This is a genomic window from Prevotella sp. P2-180 (assembly GCF_002251435.1).
Lineage (GTDB): Bacteria > Bacteroidota > Bacteroidia > Bacteroidales > Bacteroidaceae > Prevotella.
Window position 1 is genome coordinate 49,715 of the sequence record NZ_NPJI01000110.1, and the last position, 17,768, is coordinate 67,482.

Annotated in this window: 14 protein-coding genes; 6 read left to right on the top strand and 8 right to left on the bottom strand. The window is 47.2% G+C overall.

Annotation, left to right across the window (positions count from 1 at the left end; translation table 11 throughout):
- Nucleotides 1-8: 8 nt before the first annotated feature.
- The 6 genes from CIK98_RS15525 (at nucleotide 9) to CIK98_RS15550 (ending at nucleotide 5,863) form a co-directional block, all read left to right on the top strand.
- Nucleotides 9-329, top strand: coding sequence for a hypothetical protein (locus CIK98_RS15525; RefSeq protein ID WP_094385843.1), 321 nt, complete (start codon nucleotides 9-11; stop codon nucleotides 327-329).
- Nucleotides 326-2,563: a hypothetical protein gene (locus CIK98_RS15530; protein WP_094385845.1), complete on the top strand. Its 2,238-nt coding sequence runs from the start codon at nucleotides 326-328 to the stop codon at nucleotides 2,561-2,563. The genes CIK98_RS15525 and CIK98_RS15530 overlap by 4 nt, the downstream gene beginning before the upstream one ends.
- A gap of 44 nt (nucleotides 2,564-2,607) precedes the next feature.
- Nucleotides 2,608-3,051: a DUF5675 family protein gene (locus CIK98_RS15535; protein WP_094385846.1), complete on the top strand. Its 444-nt coding sequence runs from the start codon at nucleotides 2,608-2,610 to the stop codon at nucleotides 3,049-3,051.
- A 234-nt stretch (nucleotides 3,052-3,285) separates the two neighbouring features.
- On the top strand, nucleotides 3,286-3,795 hold the full coding sequence (locus CIK98_RS15540; protein ID WP_094385848.1) for an RNA polymerase sigma factor: 510 nt from the start codon (nucleotides 3,286-3,288) through the stop codon (nucleotides 3,793-3,795).
- Nucleotides 3,792-4,727: a hypothetical protein gene (locus CIK98_RS15545; RefSeq protein ID WP_094385850.1), complete on the top strand. Its 936-nt coding sequence runs from the start codon at nucleotides 3,792-3,794 to the stop codon at nucleotides 4,725-4,727. Before CIK98_RS15540 ends, CIK98_RS15545 begins: the two co-directional genes overlap by 4 nt.
- Nucleotides 4,724-5,863: a hypothetical protein gene (locus CIK98_RS15550; protein ID WP_094385852.1), complete on the top strand. Its 1,140-nt coding sequence runs from the start codon at nucleotides 4,724-4,726 to the stop codon at nucleotides 5,861-5,863. The genes CIK98_RS15545 and CIK98_RS15550 overlap by 4 nt, the downstream gene beginning before the upstream one ends.
- A 424-nt stretch (nucleotides 5,864-6,287) precedes the next feature.
- Here CIK98_RS15550 and CIK98_RS18390 read toward each other — a convergent pair whose 3' ends face one another.
- The 8 genes from CIK98_RS18390 to CIK98_RS15590 all read right to left on the bottom strand — a co-directional run bounded on the left by CIK98_RS18390 (nucleotide 6,288) and on the right by CIK98_RS15590 (nucleotide 17,580).
- Nucleotides 6,288-6,476, bottom strand: a complete 189-nt coding sequence (locus CIK98_RS18390; protein ID WP_172409990.1) for a hypothetical protein — start codon at nucleotides 6,474-6,476, stop codon at nucleotides 6,288-6,290.
- Nucleotides 6,477-6,494: 18 nt separating this feature from the next.
- Complete coding sequence (locus tag CIK98_RS18395) at nucleotides 6,495-6,638, bottom strand: hypothetical protein (protein WP_172409991.1); 144 nt, start codon at nucleotides 6,636-6,638, stop codon at nucleotides 6,495-6,497.
- Between the two features lie 467 nt (nucleotides 6,639-7,105).
- The gene (locus CIK98_RS15565; RefSeq protein ID WP_094385858.1) at nucleotides 7,106-7,993 is read right to left on the bottom strand and encodes a SusF/SusE family outer membrane protein; all 888 of its coding nucleotides are present in this window, start codon (nucleotides 7,991-7,993) and stop codon (nucleotides 7,106-7,108) included.
- Nucleotides 7,994-7,999: 6 nt separating this feature from the next.
- Nucleotides 8,000-10,087: a glycoside hydrolase family 97 protein gene (locus CIK98_RS15570; protein WP_094385860.1), complete on the bottom strand. Its 2,088-nt coding sequence runs from the start codon at nucleotides 10,085-10,087 to the stop codon at nucleotides 8,000-8,002.
- A gap of 71 nt (nucleotides 10,088-10,158) precedes the next feature.
- Nucleotides 10,159-11,574: a glucan 1,6-alpha-isomaltosidase gene (locus CIK98_RS15575; protein WP_172409992.1), complete on the bottom strand. Its 1,416-nt coding sequence runs from the start codon at nucleotides 11,572-11,574 to the stop codon at nucleotides 10,159-10,161.
- Between the two features lie 31 nt (nucleotides 11,575-11,605).
- Nucleotides 11,606-12,793 (bottom strand): SusF/SusE family outer membrane protein, encoded by a 1,188-nt coding sequence (locus tag CIK98_RS15580; protein ID WP_172409993.1) that lies wholly within the window; start codon nucleotides 12,791-12,793, stop codon nucleotides 11,606-11,608.
- 33 nt (nucleotides 12,794-12,826) lie between these two features.
- On the bottom strand, nucleotides 12,827-14,563 hold the full coding sequence (locus CIK98_RS15585; RefSeq protein WP_094385864.1) for a RagB/SusD family nutrient uptake outer membrane protein: 1,737 nt from the start codon (nucleotides 14,561-14,563) through the stop codon (nucleotides 12,827-12,829).
- Nucleotides 14,564-14,586: 23 nt separating this feature from the next.
- Nucleotides 14,587-17,580: a SusC/RagA family TonB-linked outer membrane protein gene (locus tag CIK98_RS15590; protein WP_094385866.1), complete on the bottom strand. Its 2,994-nt coding sequence runs from the start codon at nucleotides 17,578-17,580 to the stop codon at nucleotides 14,587-14,589.
- Nucleotides 17,581-17,768 lie beyond the last annotated feature (188 nt).

Here is a 17,768-nt window from a genome sequence, read left to right on the forward strand (position 1 = left end):
TATCTATTATGGCTAAGATTAATCTTAAAGGTGTGGGCACAGTCCACGAAGATAACAAATTTGAATTTAAGTCCAAGTGTAAAAAGGTCGTAAGCTGTAAGTCGTATAGACGAAGAGGCATTGGCATCATGACCGAGTCGGGCAACTTCGAGTTTACAACTCCTCCTCCCAAACAAAGAGGAAAAGGTATCTGTAAGAAAAAGACTGCCCATGGTGGTCTGTCGATAACACAGGATGGTGCATACTATTTCTATTGCAAGGTGTACAAGAACGAAGGTCTGGACTATGCGGAAGTGATGCGTAAAGAACTGGAGGAGGCTTTGTCATGAGTTGTTTCGAGGTATATTATGATGGTGGCGTGAAGAAAATGCGCCCCATCAACAGTTTCAAGGAGTACGCCGCCATTCGTAACTCGCAGAAAAACCGGCGAAACACTAAGGCAGCACGTGGTGGTGACAGCGAGGCGAAGAAACACATGGTGCAGTTTTGCTACTCGTGTCTGCCTAACGACGATGGTACGCTGAAGGGTACAAAACGTGTGTCGAACTCGGTGGGAATGGACATAGACTTCACTAAGGATATGCCGAAAAAGGAGTTTGAGACTGCATTCGAGATAATGAAGGACAACATTCTCGACAATGCTGAAAAACTCCACCTTCTGATGCTGGAACGCTCGGCTACGAAAGGACTTCACCTCGTGTTTGAACGTCATCCCGATCTCTCTCAGGAAAAGAACCTTGAGTGGGCTCAAAAACTACTTGGTGTTGAGTTCGACAAGGGTGCAAAGGACATCACGAGAGTGTTCTTCACGCCGACAGCCGACCCGAAAGACCTGTTCTTCTGCAAGGATGAACTGTTCGTTAATGAAGAAGGTGGAGGGAAGAAGGAAGAAGAATGTGGAGGGAAGAAGGTGGTAAGCCCGAATACAGCGCAACCTTCTGAATTGAAAGAGAGAGTGGGTGAGAGGCTTTATAATGGGTTGCCTTACTCTCATATTGTGAAGGAGTTTTTGAGGCAGTTTAATAACGGCGAAACTCCTGTGGAGGGGAACCGCAATGTGATGACGTTTGAGCTTGCTAAGGCTCTGAGAAGCATCTGCGACTACAACATCGACATAATGAAGCAGGTGATACCCCGATACGACAACTTCCCTGAAGAGGAATATACACGCACTTTGCAGAGTGCACTCGACGAACCTCGCCGTGGCGTTAGCTACAAGCTGCAGAAGGTGCTGGAGGCTCTTTACAAGAATGAGAAAAAAATGGAGGGGAATGTGGATTTCGAGGCAGAAAATGAACTACCGCCAGAGATGCCGAAAAAGCTGCCTTATCCGCTTGGACTGCTTTCGTCGAAAGTGCCTGAAATGTACAAGGCGGCCGTCTGCGAGGCTGTTTTTGCTCCACTCTCTACTTACGTACACGGAGTTAAATTCCGCTACTGGGATGGCGTGGAACATGAACCAACCTTCATGTCGGTTCTTACTGCCCCGATGTCTATTGGTAAGGGGTGCGTGAGAAAGCCTATCAGCATCATACTCGACGAACTGGTGAAACGTGACGAGTCGAACAGGGCACGTGAGGCTGAGTGGAAGCAGAAGAATCCAGCATCGAAGCAGAAACGAGACCCTCGTCCGTCAGACATCTGCATACAGGTGCTCATCGACAACCTTACAGACGCCGTGTTTAATCAGAGAGTTTACGATGCCGACAAAAACGGGCAGCGCTATCTCTATACGAGCGTTGACGAGATCGATACGCTTAAAAACATAACGTCACGTGGCTCGGCGAGCGAGGTAAGCGTGATAATCCGCAAGGCGTTTGACAACTCGAAGCACGGGCAAGAAAGAGTTGGTTCTGACTCAGTGACTGGTATTGCGCCTTTGCGTTTCAACTTCAATGCATCGACAACGAACCGCAACTTCCAGAAGTTCTTTGCACGTGAGATGACAACCGGAACCATCACTCGCCTTTCGATGTCGACCATCATAAAACCCAACGATGTAAAACGTCCTGTGTTTAAGGAGTATGACTCTGAGTATATAGATGAGGTAAGAAAGATAACACAGAAACTATCATCGCTGTCTGGAGAAATATCATGTCCGAATTGCAACAATTTTGCCGAACATCTCTGCAACGAAAACGAGAAACTTGCCTCTCTGTACGGATCAGACGCTTACCTTGTGCTAAGCTACCGAGCTACCGTGATTGCATGGCTTAAAGGCATGATGCTTTACATTATTAACGGCGAACAGTGGACTGAAGAGATACAAAACTACATGGAGTGGACTCTGAGGTATGATCTCTGGGTTAAGATGCACGTGATAGGTAAGATGCTTGAAGATGCCATCAACGAGGATTCAGAAATGACGTCGAAAAAAGGTCCGATGAATATGCTCGACCTTCTGAAAGACGAGTTCAAGATGGAAGATTTAATACTTGTTCGTAGGAAACTTGCGAAATCTGTAGATACTAAACTCGTTAAGCAGCAGCTTATTACATGGAGGCAGAGAAAACTTATAGAATATGACAGTTTCGACGGAATAATAAAGAAAATCAAGAAATGACAAACAGAAAACAGAAAACAGTTTGATTTTAAAGCCATACCATTATGAAACTATTATTAGTAAGAAAGAAATTCGCCAAAGATAGGACTCTTGGCGAGCTATACGTGGAAGGTATCGGTTGGTATTGCGACACGCTTGAACCTCATTGCATCGACTGGAGCAAGGAGAAGAAGGTGAAGGGTAAGACCGCCATACCTGAAGGCAAGTACAAGGTGAAAATCGCATGGTCGAATAAACATGGCCGCTTGGTGCCATGGCTTCAGGATGTGCCACACTTCGATGGCATACAGATACATACGGGCAATGTGCCGAAACATTCGGCTGGATGTATCTTGGTGGGCATTGAGTCTGCAAACTGCCTCATAGACTCTAACCTCGTGTTCCGAAAACTGATGGACCACATCAAGAAAGAAAAGGAGATAGAAATCGAGGTGACATCTGAAACTGAGGACACCAGTTCTGATGAATACTTCAACAATGTAATCTGACATGGGGTAGTTTCACGACGGACGATGAAATACCGTAAAACCTAAAAGTATCACAGGAACAGGTGCCGATGGTTCGTTAGTTTATAGCGGGTCATAAGAACCTGTCTCCCATGCCCAGAAATGGGTGTGGGAGTTTTTCACCCTTTTTTTGAATCCATGTTGTGTTAAAAATATGTTAAAATCAGATACACGTACATAAGTTTAGTATGAAAATTGCGTATATAAGATAAAAGTATGACACAGCAAGAGTTTGAAACAACAGCCAAGGAACTGCGTCCATTGATGTACGACGTGGGTTTGCGTTACTTCCATTCGCAAGACGATGCGGAGGATGTGGCACAGGAGTCATTACTTCTGCTGTGGAGAATCTGCGAAAAGATGGATGCGAGCAGAAACATCAAGGCATTAGCAATAAAGGTTGCCAAAAACTGTTGCGTAAGCATGAAACGTAAGAAAGCATTGAAGCTAACTGCCGGCAGTAATGAGAATGGTGCAGAATGTCACATTCCCTCATCTGATTTCGACAGGCTTGAGGCAGAAGAGTGCGATGCGTTATTGGAAGATATGATGCAAAGGAGGCTTACACCACGCGAACGGGAACTTTTTGAACTGCGCAGACTTGATGGCTTTTCGAATGAAGAGATAGAAGTCCGTACAGGTGTAAAGAGAACTACTGTGCAGAGTATGGTGTCCAAGGCACGAACGAAGCTGTATCTTGAACTAAAAAGACGAATGAATCTATGAATAATAATGAAATCCAAAGATTAATAGACCGCTACCTCAACGGTGTCACAACGCCTGAGGAAGAACAACAGCTTGCCAGGGCATTGCTCGGCGGTAACATTCCTGATGAATGGAAGGTGGTGCGCATTATGCTTGGAGAACTAGCTATGGGCGAAGCAGAATATGACGCTGACATGGCAAAGAAGGCATCTCGCAAGAAATCGTTTGTGTTGCCTGTCCCTGTTAGATGGCTCATAGCTGCCAGTGTCGCATTGCTCATTGGTTTCGTCTGCTTTAATTCTATTGAGAGCAATGAAGATAATGTTGTGGCTGAGATGAAGACAGATAAACCTCAGGAGCATAGAATGGTTAGCAACAATGCTGTTTCAAACGAATCCCCGACGAAGGAACAAACTGATGGAACAAACACCGGACTAACGATACATAATAGCAATGTAAATAATATCATTGCAAAAGTTACTGATGAGAACCTGCATTACGCATCAAATGTCATAAATGACACAGTGGACAACTATCAGTCACCAAGTCGTATGGAGGAGTTCATCGTTAAGATAGCAAATTATCATCACATCAAATGCGATTCGCTTTCATGTGCCATTGGCAAAGACGATTCTGACGTTGTAAGTACAGCATACGTCTTTCCTGATACTGAAGAGTTAGATCTCTTCCGCAGACTATTGCAAGCTGCTTGCTGGTATGACGATAAGATGCCAGGTTATCTGCTAAACTATTCGCACCAGCAGTTCTTCTTCTGTCTGAAAGATATGCGAAAGGGGTTAAAGTACCTGTGGATAGCAGAACGTGTGCGGAACAAGATACTGCTATACAGCACACATTCACCGCTCGACACAGAAGTGTCATCAGACGGTTTTAGAGAATATCGCGATAAACTTTCAAATACAAGCATCAATCAAAAATCAAAGAAAATATGAAAAAAGCATTAATCCTTAGCCTCGTGGCATTCGTATGTATTGCCTCCCAGGCACAGAAGAAAAAAGACATAACAGTAAGGGCAAATAGTCTCGTGCTCTATACTGGATTGCCAAATTCATCAACTGACGAGAAAACAGGTTTGAAAACTATAGAATGGCCAAGCACGGAGAATAACTCTTGGCACGAGAACATAGGTATCATTGACAAAGTGCCTGTGGTTGAAGATGTAGAGTCCATTTATGGTAAGGCAAATATGGCAATTCCTTACATGCCAATGAAATGGACATTGACAGACGAGGGCAAGAAAACCGTACTTCATTGTTATTTCATGATGAAGGCTGACGTTGTGACAAACCTGTGGCTTGGCAATGCCGAGACAACGATCCTTGACAAGGAAACCGGCATTATCTATCAGGCACAATCTACTATTCCTGAGCGTTGTTACAACAAGGTGTTCGCCGTGAAAGGAAAGGAAGGCACAGTCCTCGACCTTCAGATTGTATTCCCTCGACTTCCAGAAAATGCAAAGGATCTTGCCATATATGGTGTTCCAAACTGGTATATGCGCGGTACGGACGTACAGCAGCAAGCGTCAATGATAGCGGAAGAGAATTTGCCGGATTATGATTCCTCCCCAAACATACACCTTGCACATAAGGTTAAGGATGCAGAGAATTACAACAAAAACAAGCATGATTCATGGGCAGTGTATAATGATGCCCACACCATCAAGCCTGTCAAGGAGAAGACAATGGCACTTTGGCGCACGCCCGAGACTACCTTTCTCGCTATTGCCACTGAGCAGAACTGGCTTCGTGAGTATTACGGACGCGGTGGCAACACAGTGCTTTTGGACGAACGTGGACATCAGTATAAGTGCAAGGGTGTAATGGGGTATCCTAACAATGACTTGTTCTGGGTAGAAGGCTATTCCGGTGATTATTTCGCAATCGTATTAATGTTCGAACCTCTTCCACTCAATGTAAGGACATTAACCTATATCTCTCCCGAAGGAGAACCGTTTGAGATGTGGGGAGCAGACTGGGAAGGGGAAGTAATTCCAAACTTGGAGGTGAGCCAGCTCCGCAAGAATCAGAAACTGTTTGATTATCGTCCACGTGTGGTGGTGAAGTAAACTTGCAACAAGAATCCTCAGGACAGGGGACAGGTCACTGTCCCGCAGGAATATTCAAAAATATAATCTCAAATGTTACAAAAAATGAGGAGGCAGGACACGGACCTGTACCCTGTCCCTCAAACTAAAGAGCCTTCCGCCAGTGTTATAAAATGACACATGGCGGAGGGCTTTTATGGCAGTTCACAAGCTTTTTAGGCGAGTGGGTGAGACACTTACGACTATTGTTTTTTGCTGCCTTCACTTCTCATTTCACCCGGACTGATGCCGTATTCGTCCTTAACCCAAGTTTGACATTTGCTTATCCGTTTTCCCTGCTTTCCAGTACTTTGCGATTTTCATTTGCGTCGCTGTGTACTACAAACTTTTCTCGATTCTGATTTTTCTGAATGGCATCTTTTTGTACTTTAGTCGTTCATAAATATCATCTGCGGATTTGTTCGGCTCGCTGCAAAGCCTCATGTGGACCTTCTCCCCAAGTGCATTTGTGGCTTCCGTGGTGACCGCCTTCTGCGTGGATAGCCTCCGGACAATCTCCGTCCAAAAGCATGTCTCTCCAGTTTGCTTGAGTTTGTAGCGTATGGTGTTGACTATCCAGTATGAAAGCAGGCATACCCATTCGGCACCAATCTCACGGGCATCGGGAATGCTGGATGGTATTCATGTCAACGAGGCGTTCCGCCTTCTCGCGTGACTCTTCCATGGAGGCCTCCACTGCGTCTATGCTGCCGTTGTTGACCATCTCATGCCAGAACTCCCGTGTCTTTCGCTGCACGAACCCGTTGTAGCGTGACAGTGGATTGCCGAACAGTTCTTCCTGTCCCTGGTGTTCGTGCAGGTAGGTCAGACACTTGCCAATGTCGCGGATGTCCTCCGGGCGGTGCGGCTCATCGATGAAGCCTACGGTCAACATGACACGACTGCGCACGCGGCCTGTCAGGTCACGGAAAGACTCCTTGATGCGGTAGTACCAGTCATCGCGCTGCGTCCTCGGGTTGTATCTTGGCTGAGACATGAAGTGCATATCGGATGCAAAGGTACAACTTTTCTGCGAGACTTCTGTGTACTACAAATCGATTTTTCAGGATGCCATTGCTGAAAAACAGATAGTTAGCCCTATGAATACCACAAAAAATAGTTGAAAATAATTATAGGGTATCAAACTTGGGATAAAGAAATAATTTGGCGGAATAAGCAAGTGCTTACTCCACCAAATTGTAACATTATTGTTGCTCCAATTACTTACTTTACCATAACTTTTCGTGTATATGAACCTTTCTTTTGTATATAACAACCGGGGCGAAGAGTACGGGAAGAAAGACGGTTTCCGCCAAGGTCATACAATGCGGTTGTAACATTAGAAGCACTCTCAGCAGAAGAGATACCGGAGGAGTTTGTTTCTGTGATTGATATCGTCATATTGACTACATCCACTGTAACATCATAAGTTCCTGCCTTGGTAATATTCCACTTGTTGTCATCACCGCCAAACACCATCTTAGTTTCATCGGTAGTGTCACGAAGATAAAATGTCTGTCCGAAACCTGTTTGATTGTTCACCGCAATCTTCATCTCTCCCTCCGCAAGGTTAACAGTAGCCTTGAACACAGTTGGATTGTCAACCGTGGGAACAAGCATTGTGCCCTCACCGATACTCCATCCTCCAGGTGTGGCCGAACCTACCATCCACAGGGCAGTATGCTTCAGAAGATTTGTCTGATACTTAGCCTTTTTGACAACGATAGTCTTTGCTGTGAGGTCGCAAACGATGTCATAGTTGGCTGTTTCGCTCACCTTGAACTGCTTGTCGTTTGAGTTCTCTTCACTTGAAACAAGGTCAGAAGCAACATCTGCAGTGAGAGTTACATCATTGTCTCCTGCACGATATTCGAGGTTGCCCCAATCAGTGGTAGTAAGAAACTTGAAAGTTCCATTCGTGCTTAGATTGACAGTGGCCTTGAACACATCAGGATTCTCGGTGCTGTTAAACATCACAATACTGTTGTCGATAGACCAACCTCCCCATACAGCCTCACCGACGATTAGCAATCGTTCGGCGGCATTTGCGGTTAATACTGTGACTGCAAGAGCCAAACTGCAAAACATTTTTCTAATAAAATCTGTTTTCATAAGCTTTTAATTTATTGGTTTGATACTAATGGCATATCCACCACCGCGGGCGGCTTTGAGCTTGAGAATGCTCTTGTTTGTCACCTTACACTTGGAGATGGTGTATGCTTGTGGATTCTTTTGATAGTCGGCATCCTTAGCGTCGGCATATATGACAGCCTCATATTTGCGACCCTTGTCAAGGAAGTCGAGCTTAAGAGTGGACTGATGTCCGTTTTCACCTGCCGTGCAGCCCATAAACCAGTTATCTGTACCCTTTGCCTTGCGGGCAATGGTGATATACTGTCCTGGCTCTGCCTCGAGATAGCGACTCTCATCCCAGTCAATAGCCACATCCTTTATAAACTGGAAGGCATCTGAATATTTCTCATAGTTGTCGGGGATATCGGCCGCCATCTGCAGCGGACTGTACATTGTGACATACAGTGCCAACTGGCGGGCAAGGGTGGAATTGATATGATGATGCTTGCCTGGGTCAATCTTGTTCATGTCGCCCTCAAGGATTCCCGGGGTATAGTCCATAGGTCCTCCTTGCAGACGGGTGAACGGAAGGACTGTCGTATGGAAAGCCTTGTTTCCTGCAAACGACTCATATTCAGTGCCACGTGCCGACTCGTTGCCTATGAGATTGGGATAGGTGCGGCACAAGCCGGTAGGACGTACTGCCTCGTGGGCATTGACCATAATATGATGCTTGGCAGCCTCTGTGACACAATACAGATAGTGGTTGTTCATCCATTGTCCGTAATGATGCTCTCCACGAGGCAATATGTTGCCTACATATCCGCTCTTGACAGAGTTGTAGCCATACTTGTCCATAAGGTTGTATGCCGCTTCGAGATGACGCTCGTAGTTGCGAACCGAGCCAGATGTCTCATGGTGCATCATCAGTCTCACACCTTTTGAGTGAGCATAATCGTTTAGAGCCTTGATGTCGAAGTCGGGATATGGAGTCTGGAAATCAAACACATAGTCTTTCTCATGACCGAACCAGTCCTCCCAACCAATGTTCCAACCCTCGACAAGCACCTGCGAAAAGCCGTGCTTAGCCGCAAAGTCAATATATTTTCTCACATTAGCATTATTGGCGGGATGATTGCCGTGGGGTTTGCATTTTGAATAGTCGGTGGAGTCAAGATGTACAGACGGCAGGTCGTTAGTGTAAGACCATGCCTTGCCTCCGCCAATCATCTCCCACCATACGCCGATATACTTCACAGGTTTAATCCACGACGTGTCTTTATATTTGCAAGGCTCGTTGAGATTGAGAATAAGACGTGAAGCGAGAGCTTTCCTTGCATCGTCAACCACCATCACAGTGCGCCAGGGAGTACTGCAAGGTGTCTGACAATGTGCCATATTACCTTGTGCATCAGGGGTGAGCTGCGAACGGAATACAAAATTCTTGTCATCGAGGTCGAGGTGCATACATGAATAATCCACAAGTGCAGCCTCATGGATATTGACATATAATCCTTCAGCAGTCTTCATCTGCAATGATGTCTGCACACCAGTAGGAGAGAAGAATGTCTGCGAGGCATTGTCACACTTGGCAGCCTCCATCAATCCACGAATCTCGGATAGCTTCGACTCGGTATAGTCGTACTCTTGCGTGTCGTAGTCTCCCGGAATCCACCACGCCGTATGATCGCCAGCCATTGCAAACTCTGTATGTTCAGCCTTTACGGTGAAGTAAGGCAGAAACTGTTGCTGTGGGAACTCATAACGAAAACCTACACCATCGTCATAAACACGGAAACGGAAATTCATAAATCGTCCGTTAGACGGTTTCTCCAATTCCACGAACAACTCATTGTAATGGTTGCGGATATTACTCTCCTCACCCCACACAGGTTGCCATGTCTCGTCAAAGGATGATGTGGAGACTTTATTGATGCGGAATTTGTCCATCAACGAGTTTTCCTCATTAAGTTCCATGCCGAGGCGACTTGTCTTCACCACAGGAATGTCCTTGTAGTCAATCTTATATGTTGGCACGCCTTCATCAGTCAGCGAGAAACTCAGTTTAAGATTTCCGTCGGGCGAAGCCACGGAATGACTGGCAACCTGTGAGGTGGCACTGATGGCCACCATTACACAGATTGCGGAAACAAAGCACTTTTTAAATGTATGAATCATAACTAAGTAAAATTTTGAATATCTAATTATTTTGTCAGTTTCACCACCTTGCATCCATGCGCAGGTATGTTGGCAGTGACAGCAGAAGCCTTTCCCTCGTCGGCATGCTCCCACAAGTCGCGTACGTTCATTTCACCGCTTATGCCTATTTCAGAGAAGTTGACTGAAACGGTTGAAGTATTGTCACTGCGGTTGAAGAGGGCAAGGACATAGTCGCCATTTGACATCTGTCCATACCAAATCTCGTTTTTCTTGTCGCCGAGCTTGTCGCTGAGCGGTTTACCTACAAAGCCGTCACGATTCAGCGCAAGGAGTTCGTCGTTGGTGTAATACTTGGCATTATCGCCTATTGTACTATACTGGTCGGCAGCTGCAACTGGTCCACCTGCAATGAGCTGAAGGGATATTTCAGTCTGCTTTTCTGCCTCGGTGTCAAACTTGTTCAGACGGATGAAGTCACCATCGAGAATAACCTTGTTACGTCCGGCGATATGCGACCAGTAAGTAAAGCCGTCAAACTGATTGTTGCAGTTGGGCCAGTTGGCGTATGACTTACCCTTGTCCTGTGCCGAGCAGTGCCACCATCCACCGCCGCCGGTGTCGCATACGATGCGCACCATATTGCCATAGCGAGCCTCCAGTTCGGCATCATTATACATGTGTGGCATTACAAGAGAGGTGAAGATACCGTATTTCTTAGCCGACTCGGCGATATAAGCCAAGGCACGAGCATAACTCTCACGACCATATCCACGTCCTACGACACCTATGCCGCGGTCTTTGCCGTCCTCATACCACGAGAGGAAGTCCATGCGGATGAAATCCACCCCGAGGTTCTTATAATGCTTGAAGAAACCGTCGATATATTCCCTGCATCCGGGATTCTCAGCTACTGCCCAATGAAACCACTTGTCTTCCGAACCGGGATTCTGCACTGCAGTCTTACCATTATAATATAGGTCAGCGAAAGTATAGTCTGTACCCTCGATTTTTGTCTCTCTCGGTCCGTGTATCCACAACGGATTGTCATATACACCGAGTTTCAGTCCCTTTGCCTTGCACTTGGCAATAAGGTCTTTCAAAGAGATCGAGCCATACTGGGTCATATATCCCGAAGCATCGGTGGAAAGCATTGCGATAAAGCCGTCGGTGCATATCATGTCATATCCATGGGGCTTTAGCTCCGAAGCCACGAAGTCGATGATTTTGTCCCATTCGTCGGGAGTAATATCGATTGTGCTTTCGCCCTGACGCTCTTTTTCGTAGCAATACTCATAGACACTCCAGTAGAGCGGTGCCTTCACATTCTCGTGTATGCCCTCGACAACGGGCAAGTCGGGCAATTCATACTTTGGAGGATATTTCATCTCCACATCATCCTTGCATGAGGCAAACAATGATGCAGCCGCAAGGGCTATTGTCATTAATGTCATATTTTTCATTGTTGTTTATTATTCTATAGTTTCAGATACATTATTTTTTCTCTACGGCTATAGTATAGTCCTTGAGGTTGAAGGTGATGCGGTATGTACCAGCCTCGGTGACCTTCCATTTGTTGTCGGGATCGCCTGCATAGAACACGAAGTCGGGTGCAGCTACACCAGCCGATGAAATCTCGGTATTTGCCACCGACGGACGAAGGAACGGGCATGAATATGTGCCATCCTTGACAAGGCAAGCCTTCATCTCTCCCGGAACAAGTTCGCCCTCCCATGTGAAGACATACTTGTCGTTGGCATCACGGGTAAACGGCGAGGCAGAATCCATTCCCCAACCGCCTGGTGTCGCATCTCCTATCATAAAGAGTGTCTCGGTCTCTATGGGGTCTTGTTTCACCTCAATTTCACTTATGAACTCTGCTTTTACAGTCCAATGCTCAAGGTCGAGGATAAGGCGATATATGCCTGCCTCTTCCACCCTCCACTTGTTGTCGGGACCTGTGGTGAAGACAAAGTCGCCGCTCTCCACACCACTCTTGTTGATCTTGCAGTCGGCAGAGGCAGGACGAATGAACGGCACATCCCAACTGCCCTTCTCAATGCAAGCCTTCATCTCACCGGCCTTTAGTTCGCCTTCATACTCGAAGATGTACTTCGACTTCTTCACCAGTTCTGTCGGATTGTTGTTGTCCCAACCGTTAGGAGTGGCATCGCCGAGCATATATACTGCTTCTGCCTCAAGAGGCTCGATGACAGGAGCGTCATTCTCACCAAGGAACTCTGTTGACATCGTCCAGTTGCGCAAGTCGAAGGTGAGACGATACTTGCCAGCGTATGTCACTCGCCATTTGTTGTCGGGATCGCCGGCGTGCATGATGAACTTCTGTGCCGTTATGTTCGACTTGCTAATTTCCGCACCATTGTTCTCAGGACGGATAAAAGGAGCGTCCCAACTGCCAGTAGTCAGACAAAGTTTTATCTCACCGGCATAGAGCGAGCCTTCCCATGAGAAAACCAAAGCATCGTCGGCTGAGGCCTGCAGGGGTGTAGGATTGCCTATGTCCCATCCGTTGGGAGTGGCATCGCCCACCATAAAGAGGGAAGAAGTCTTGATAGGCAGATCTCCTTCAATGATTACAGGGTCTTTTTCTTCGTCGCAGCCGATAAGACATAAAGCCATGAGAGTTGCGGCAAGACCGGAAAATATTTTCTTCAATTTCATAATCGTTGTCATTAATAATGTTATACTTACTCCTTAGTCATTATATCCCGGATTCTGTTTCAAAGCCCTGTTGGCATTGAGGATAGGACGCATAATCGGGAATATTTCTGTATGAGAGTCGGCATCCGGTGTCTTGTCCCACCAAGAACTGGAGGTGAACTTTCCGAAACGGATAAGGTCGATGCGGCGGCGGCTTTCGGCAAAGAACTCACGTCCCCACTCGTCGAGCATCTCATCCATGTCGAGTTGGGCATTACCCTCAGGAGCATAGAGCACTTCCTGTAGATTCTCCTCGGGATAGTTGCGGCGGCGCACTGAATTGAGCAGTCGTGCTGCCTCGGCTTTCTTTCCCTGACGTAATTTGCATTCCGCAAGTGAATAGATTACTTCAGGCAGGCGTATCTCTGTGTAGTCGCTTTCCATTTGGTGAATGTCGTCATCGGTATAGAATGGATATTTGGCGAAATGCCATCCAGAGTTGTGGTCGCCATCGCGCAGCGTACTTGTAGTGGCGGCAAGCCATTTGTTTGGATCCAGTCCCTGGAACTTACCCACAGCGTCGCGGATATACAGCTCGTAGTCAACCTCGGGAGCCTTGACCCTCTTCGTGGCGCCATTCTCGTCCTTGTATTCGAGATAACCATAAAGGAACATTCCCTCGCGGCGGCTATCGCCAAGATTACGGTATAGTTTCAGACGCACGTCGCCTGGATACTTGCGGAACTTCTGCACTGTCATGCCCAACTGATAATCCAGCGGCTCGCCATTGGGAGCATAACTTGGCGAGGCGGCATACTTTGTGTTGTGGTCGCCTGCCTTGCTCTTGGAGTCGTTGAAATAATAGCGGGCACGAGCGGGAACAGTCCACCAATATGTGTCGCCCTGATACTGCCAATAGGTATAACCGGCATCAGCGGGAAAACCGAATATCACCTCATCGCAGTTGTCGTTGTCCCAGTCAAAGGCGGCATCCCAACGGTCAGCTACAGCATACTTGCCGTAATCGCCATCGACAATCTTCTGTGCTATTGCGGCACACTCGTCATATTTCTCCTCACCAATATACACCTTGGCATTTAGGTAGAGGCGCACGAGAAGGGCTGCGGCACTCGCCTTTGTCCATTGGCCTTGTATGGTAGAATTGGTTCCAAGGTTCGTTTTCTCGATGAGCATGGGTATTGTCTCCTGCAGTTCTGTCTCGATGAAATCGAATATTCTCTTAGGCTCCACCTGAGTCTCAGTATTCAGCGACACGTCATTGTAGCTAACAGCAAGTGGTACATTGCGGAAGGCATCAAGCAGTCGGATGTAAAACCATGCGCGCAGCACCCTGCACTGTGCCTTGAGATTGTCAAACTCAGCCTGCGAGAAGCCAAACTTATCCGGCGAGAGCGTATTAAGGTCTTCAATGACATAATTGGCCTGCATAATACCCTGGAAACATCCGTTCCATTCTGTCTGGGCATCGCCTCCATCCTCCACGTTCCACTCATGATAGTGCAAGCGGCGCCATTTGCCTCCGTCGTCCCACCATCCGTCACGGGTGGGAGTGATGAGCTGGTCGGCCGACAGTTCGTTGAGCACGTGCCGGCTCTGTATGCTCCAGAATGCATGTTCAAATGGGCGGAAGGTGGCACGCACGACATCCATCTTCGTATTATAGTAGTTTTGTGTGCCCACCTGGTCGTAAAGAGTCTCATCGAGGTCTGTACAACCCGAAAGTGTGGCTGCACATAGAGCCGCAGAAACTAAATATTTGAATATCTTCATATCTTTATCTGAATTAATCGTTGTTAGAAATCAATTTGCATGCCTACGATAAACTGGCGGGTTGAGGGGAAATAGGTTCGTGAGCCTTGTCCGCCCGGTGTGAGTCCGTTGACTTGGTATGTTGAGGGGTCAACACCGCTGAACTTTGTCAGTGTGAACACGTTCTTCACTGTGCCATAGAGCCTGATGCGGTCTATGAAACGGCAGTTTTCCGCCTTTAGCGTGTATCCCAACGTTATCATGTCGAGCTTAAGATAGTCGCCGCGCTCAAGGAAATAGTCGCACACCACAGGGTTGGCCGTCGATGAAACCACGAAATTCTTGGCGTATGCCTTCTTCAGACGGTTACCCGTAAAGTTTCGTGTGCCATAATAGAAATCATGGATATTAAAGATATCGAAACCAAATGCCCCACGGAAGAACAGCGAGAGGTCGAAATCCTTATAGCGGAAGTTATGTGACGTTGACATGGTGAATTTGGGCATACCATTGCCCACCACAGTACGGTCGGCATCGCTTGCCTGTGAAGCCCTGATGATGTCGCCGTCCTTGTCATATACCAGCCATTCGCCATCGGTTGTGTGGCCTGCATAACGCCACATGTAGAAATTACCAAGCGACTCGCCTTTCTGTATGCGCTGGAGATTATAGAAGGGATACGGGTCTTCTGTACCGCAAACGTCATAGTAGTCCTGGCCCACATACTGTGAATTGCTGAAATCGACAAACTTGTTGCTTTGGGTGGTTCCCACAAAGTTGATGTCGTATGTGAAGTCCTTGGTATTCACCGCACGGAAGTTCAGGTCAATCTCTATACCTGTGTTCTTCATCGTTCCTACATTGACAAATGTTTCGTCGAAGAGATATGGTGGCACCGACACCTTGTAGTTTCCGAGCAAGTCTTGCTGACGGCGGTTGAAGTAGTTGACCGAACCATACAGGCGATTGTCAAAGAGTGAGAAGTCGATACCCACGTTCCAGTTCTTGCCTTTCTCCCAGCGCAGGTCGGGATTGACGTTCTTCGACGGTCCCCATACCTGGAAGTACTTGCCGTTATAGAAGTAATATCCGAATCCTGTCATGGTGTTCAGAGAGAGATAGCTGCCGAAGTCCTGGTTGCCGGTAATACCGAAGTCTGCTCGCAACTTGAGGTCGTTCACCCATTTCACTCCCTTCATGAACTTCTCGTCGGATATGCGCCATCCGGCTGATACGGCAGGGAAATTACCCCATTTGTGGTTAGCTCCGAACTTCGACGAACCCTCATGGCGCAACGAGGCTGTAAACATATACTTGCCTGCGAAGTCGTAGCTGACGCGACCGAAGAAGGCAATCAGTTTAGAGTCGTTCTGATAGCTGCCCATACATATCTCTCCCTCTTCCTTGGCATATTCTCCCGAACCAAGATTGTCCGCACCAAGTCCGTCATTGGGGAAATCCTTGTTATAGGCATTAAAGCCCGAATAGCGCGAATACTGGTAGGAATAACCTGCCATAGCCTTAACGTTATGCTGACCGAAACTGCCGCTGTAGTTGGTGAGCCACTCCATAATCTGCTGGCGCTCCTTGCTATAGGAACGGCTTGCCTCGCCCTCTCGACCGTTATTGATGGCAATGGTGCTGGTTGACGGACGGAACCATGTGTTGTCGTTGCTATATTGATGGTCGGCAAACATCAGCTGGGTGGTAAGGCGATGGTTGCTCTTTCCTTCCTTGGCAAGCAATGGCAACAGATTAAGCTTGACTGTGGCATCCCAGTCGAGAAGTTTCGTGTCGGCATGATCTTGTTCGAGCTTCTGACGTTCCACAGGATTCGAGCCCACTACCTGTCCCATGAAGTTATAGTAGCGTGCGGGATTCTCCGGGTCCATCAAGGGAGTGGTGGGATTGGCCTCAATGGCATCCTTAAATACTCCCCAGTCGGCATTGTCACGATATATGATACGCGGAGCCACATTGGCGGTGAAGGTGAACAGTCCTCCCTTGCTTGTGTGCATCACCGATGCACGTGCACCATATTCCTCACGCTCCGAACGCAGGTCGATACCTTTTGCATCACGATAGTCGGCACTGATGCGATAGTTGTTCTTGTCGTTGCCGCCACTCATGGTGAGGGTGTGCTGCATTGTAACACCTGTGCGGCTCACCGCGTCAAGCCAATCGACATTGCCGCCAAGGTCAACACCTGTGTCGCCCCATCCGAGACGGACGTCACGATAATCCTGCGCGCTCATCATGTCGAGTTCTTTCTTGATAACATCAAACGACATCATACCTGAATATGACGTATGAACCGAACCGTCCTTGCTTCCCTTCTTCGTCGTCACCACGATTACACCATTCGAACCGCGTGTTCCGTATATAGCAGAGGCTGCACCGTCCTTGAGAATGTCAAACGAGGCAATGTCGTTGGGATTGATATTAGTAAGGTTGCCGCCAGGCACACCGTCGATGACAATCAACGGACCAAGACCGGCAGAACGCGAGGAGACACCACGTATCTGGATGCTTGCCTGATTGTTGGGGTCGCCCGCACCAGTGTTTGTGATTGACACACCAGGCACCTTGCCCTGAATCATCATAGAGGGGTCGAGCGAACTGACTGTGAGGAAGTCCTTCTCGCTCACATGTGAGATGGCTGAAGTAAGCTCTTTCTTGTCCATGGTGCCATAACCTATGACCACCACCTCATTAAGAATATCACTCTTCTCCTTCAGCGTCACGTCGATGACCTTGCGTCCGTTAATCTTCTCGCTTGCGGTCTCAAATCCCACATACGAAAAAATCAACGTGCCCGAAGAAGACACCTCGATGGAATAATTACCATCCACGTCTGTCACTACCCCCTGGCCGGTCTTGTCAACTCTCACACTGACACCAATCAGTGGTTCCCCGCCCGGGTCTCTCACCGTACCGGTTATCTTTGCCTTTTGGGCTGATGCTGTCATCGTGACACACACCATGAATAACATCATAAGAAACCGATACATCACATTCTTTGTCCTTAATTGTTTCATAATGTTTTTAAAATTTTAGTTATTTCGAATTTTTGTGCAAAGATATGGACTTTTTTATTCAATTGTTCCGACAAGTACCCATAAAGTACATTATATTTTTTTGCTTCTTCTATTACCATATTGATTATCAGCACAATATTAAACAAGTAAAAATACCGTAAAGTACATTCACCTATTAGTGTAAAAAA

Coding starts and splice junctions, on each gene's coding strand:
- CIK98_RS15545 (WP_094385850.1), top strand. CDS start 3,792: ATGAATAATAATGAAATCCAAAGATTAATAGACCGCTACCTCAACGGT.
- CIK98_RS15590 (WP_094385866.1), bottom strand. CDS start 17,580: ATGAAACAATTAAGGACAAAGAATGTGATGTATCGGTTTCTTATGATG.
- CIK98_RS18390 (WP_172409990.1), bottom strand. CDS start 6,476: ATGCCTGCTTTCATACTGGATAGTCAACACCATACGCTACAAACTCAA.
- CIK98_RS15575 (WP_172409992.1), bottom strand. CDS start 11,574: ATGAAAAATATGACATTAATGACAATAGCCCTTGCGGCTGCATCATTG.
- CIK98_RS15570 (WP_094385860.1), bottom strand. CDS start 10,087: ATGGTGGCCATCAGTGCCACCTCACAGGTTGCCAGTCATTCCGTGGCT.
- CIK98_RS15550 (WP_094385852.1), top strand. CDS start 4,724: ATGAAAAAAGCATTAATCCTTAGCCTCGTGGCATTCGTATGTATTGCC.
- CIK98_RS15535 (WP_094385846.1), top strand. CDS start 2,608: ATGAAACTATTATTAGTAAGAAAGAAATTCGCCAAAGATAGGACTCTT.
- CIK98_RS15580 (WP_172409993.1), bottom strand. CDS start 12,793: ATGAAATTGAAGAAAATATTTTCCGGTCTTGCCGCAACTCTCATGGCT.
- CIK98_RS15565 (WP_094385858.1), bottom strand. CDS start 7,993: ATGAAAACAGATTTTATTAGAAAAATGTTTTGCAGTTTGGCTCTTGCA.
- CIK98_RS15525 (WP_094385843.1), top strand. CDS start 9: ATGGCTAAGATTAATCTTAAAGGTGTGGGCACAGTCCACGAAGATAAC.
- CIK98_RS15540 (WP_094385848.1), top strand. CDS start 3,286: ATGACACAGCAAGAGTTTGAAACAACAGCCAAGGAACTGCGTCCATTG.
- CIK98_RS15585 (WP_094385864.1), bottom strand. CDS start 14,563: ATGAAGATATTCAAATATTTAGTTTCTGCGGCTCTATGTGCAGCCACA.
- CIK98_RS15530 (WP_094385845.1), top strand. CDS start 326: ATGAGTTGTTTCGAGGTATATTATGATGGTGGCGTGAAGAAAATGCGC.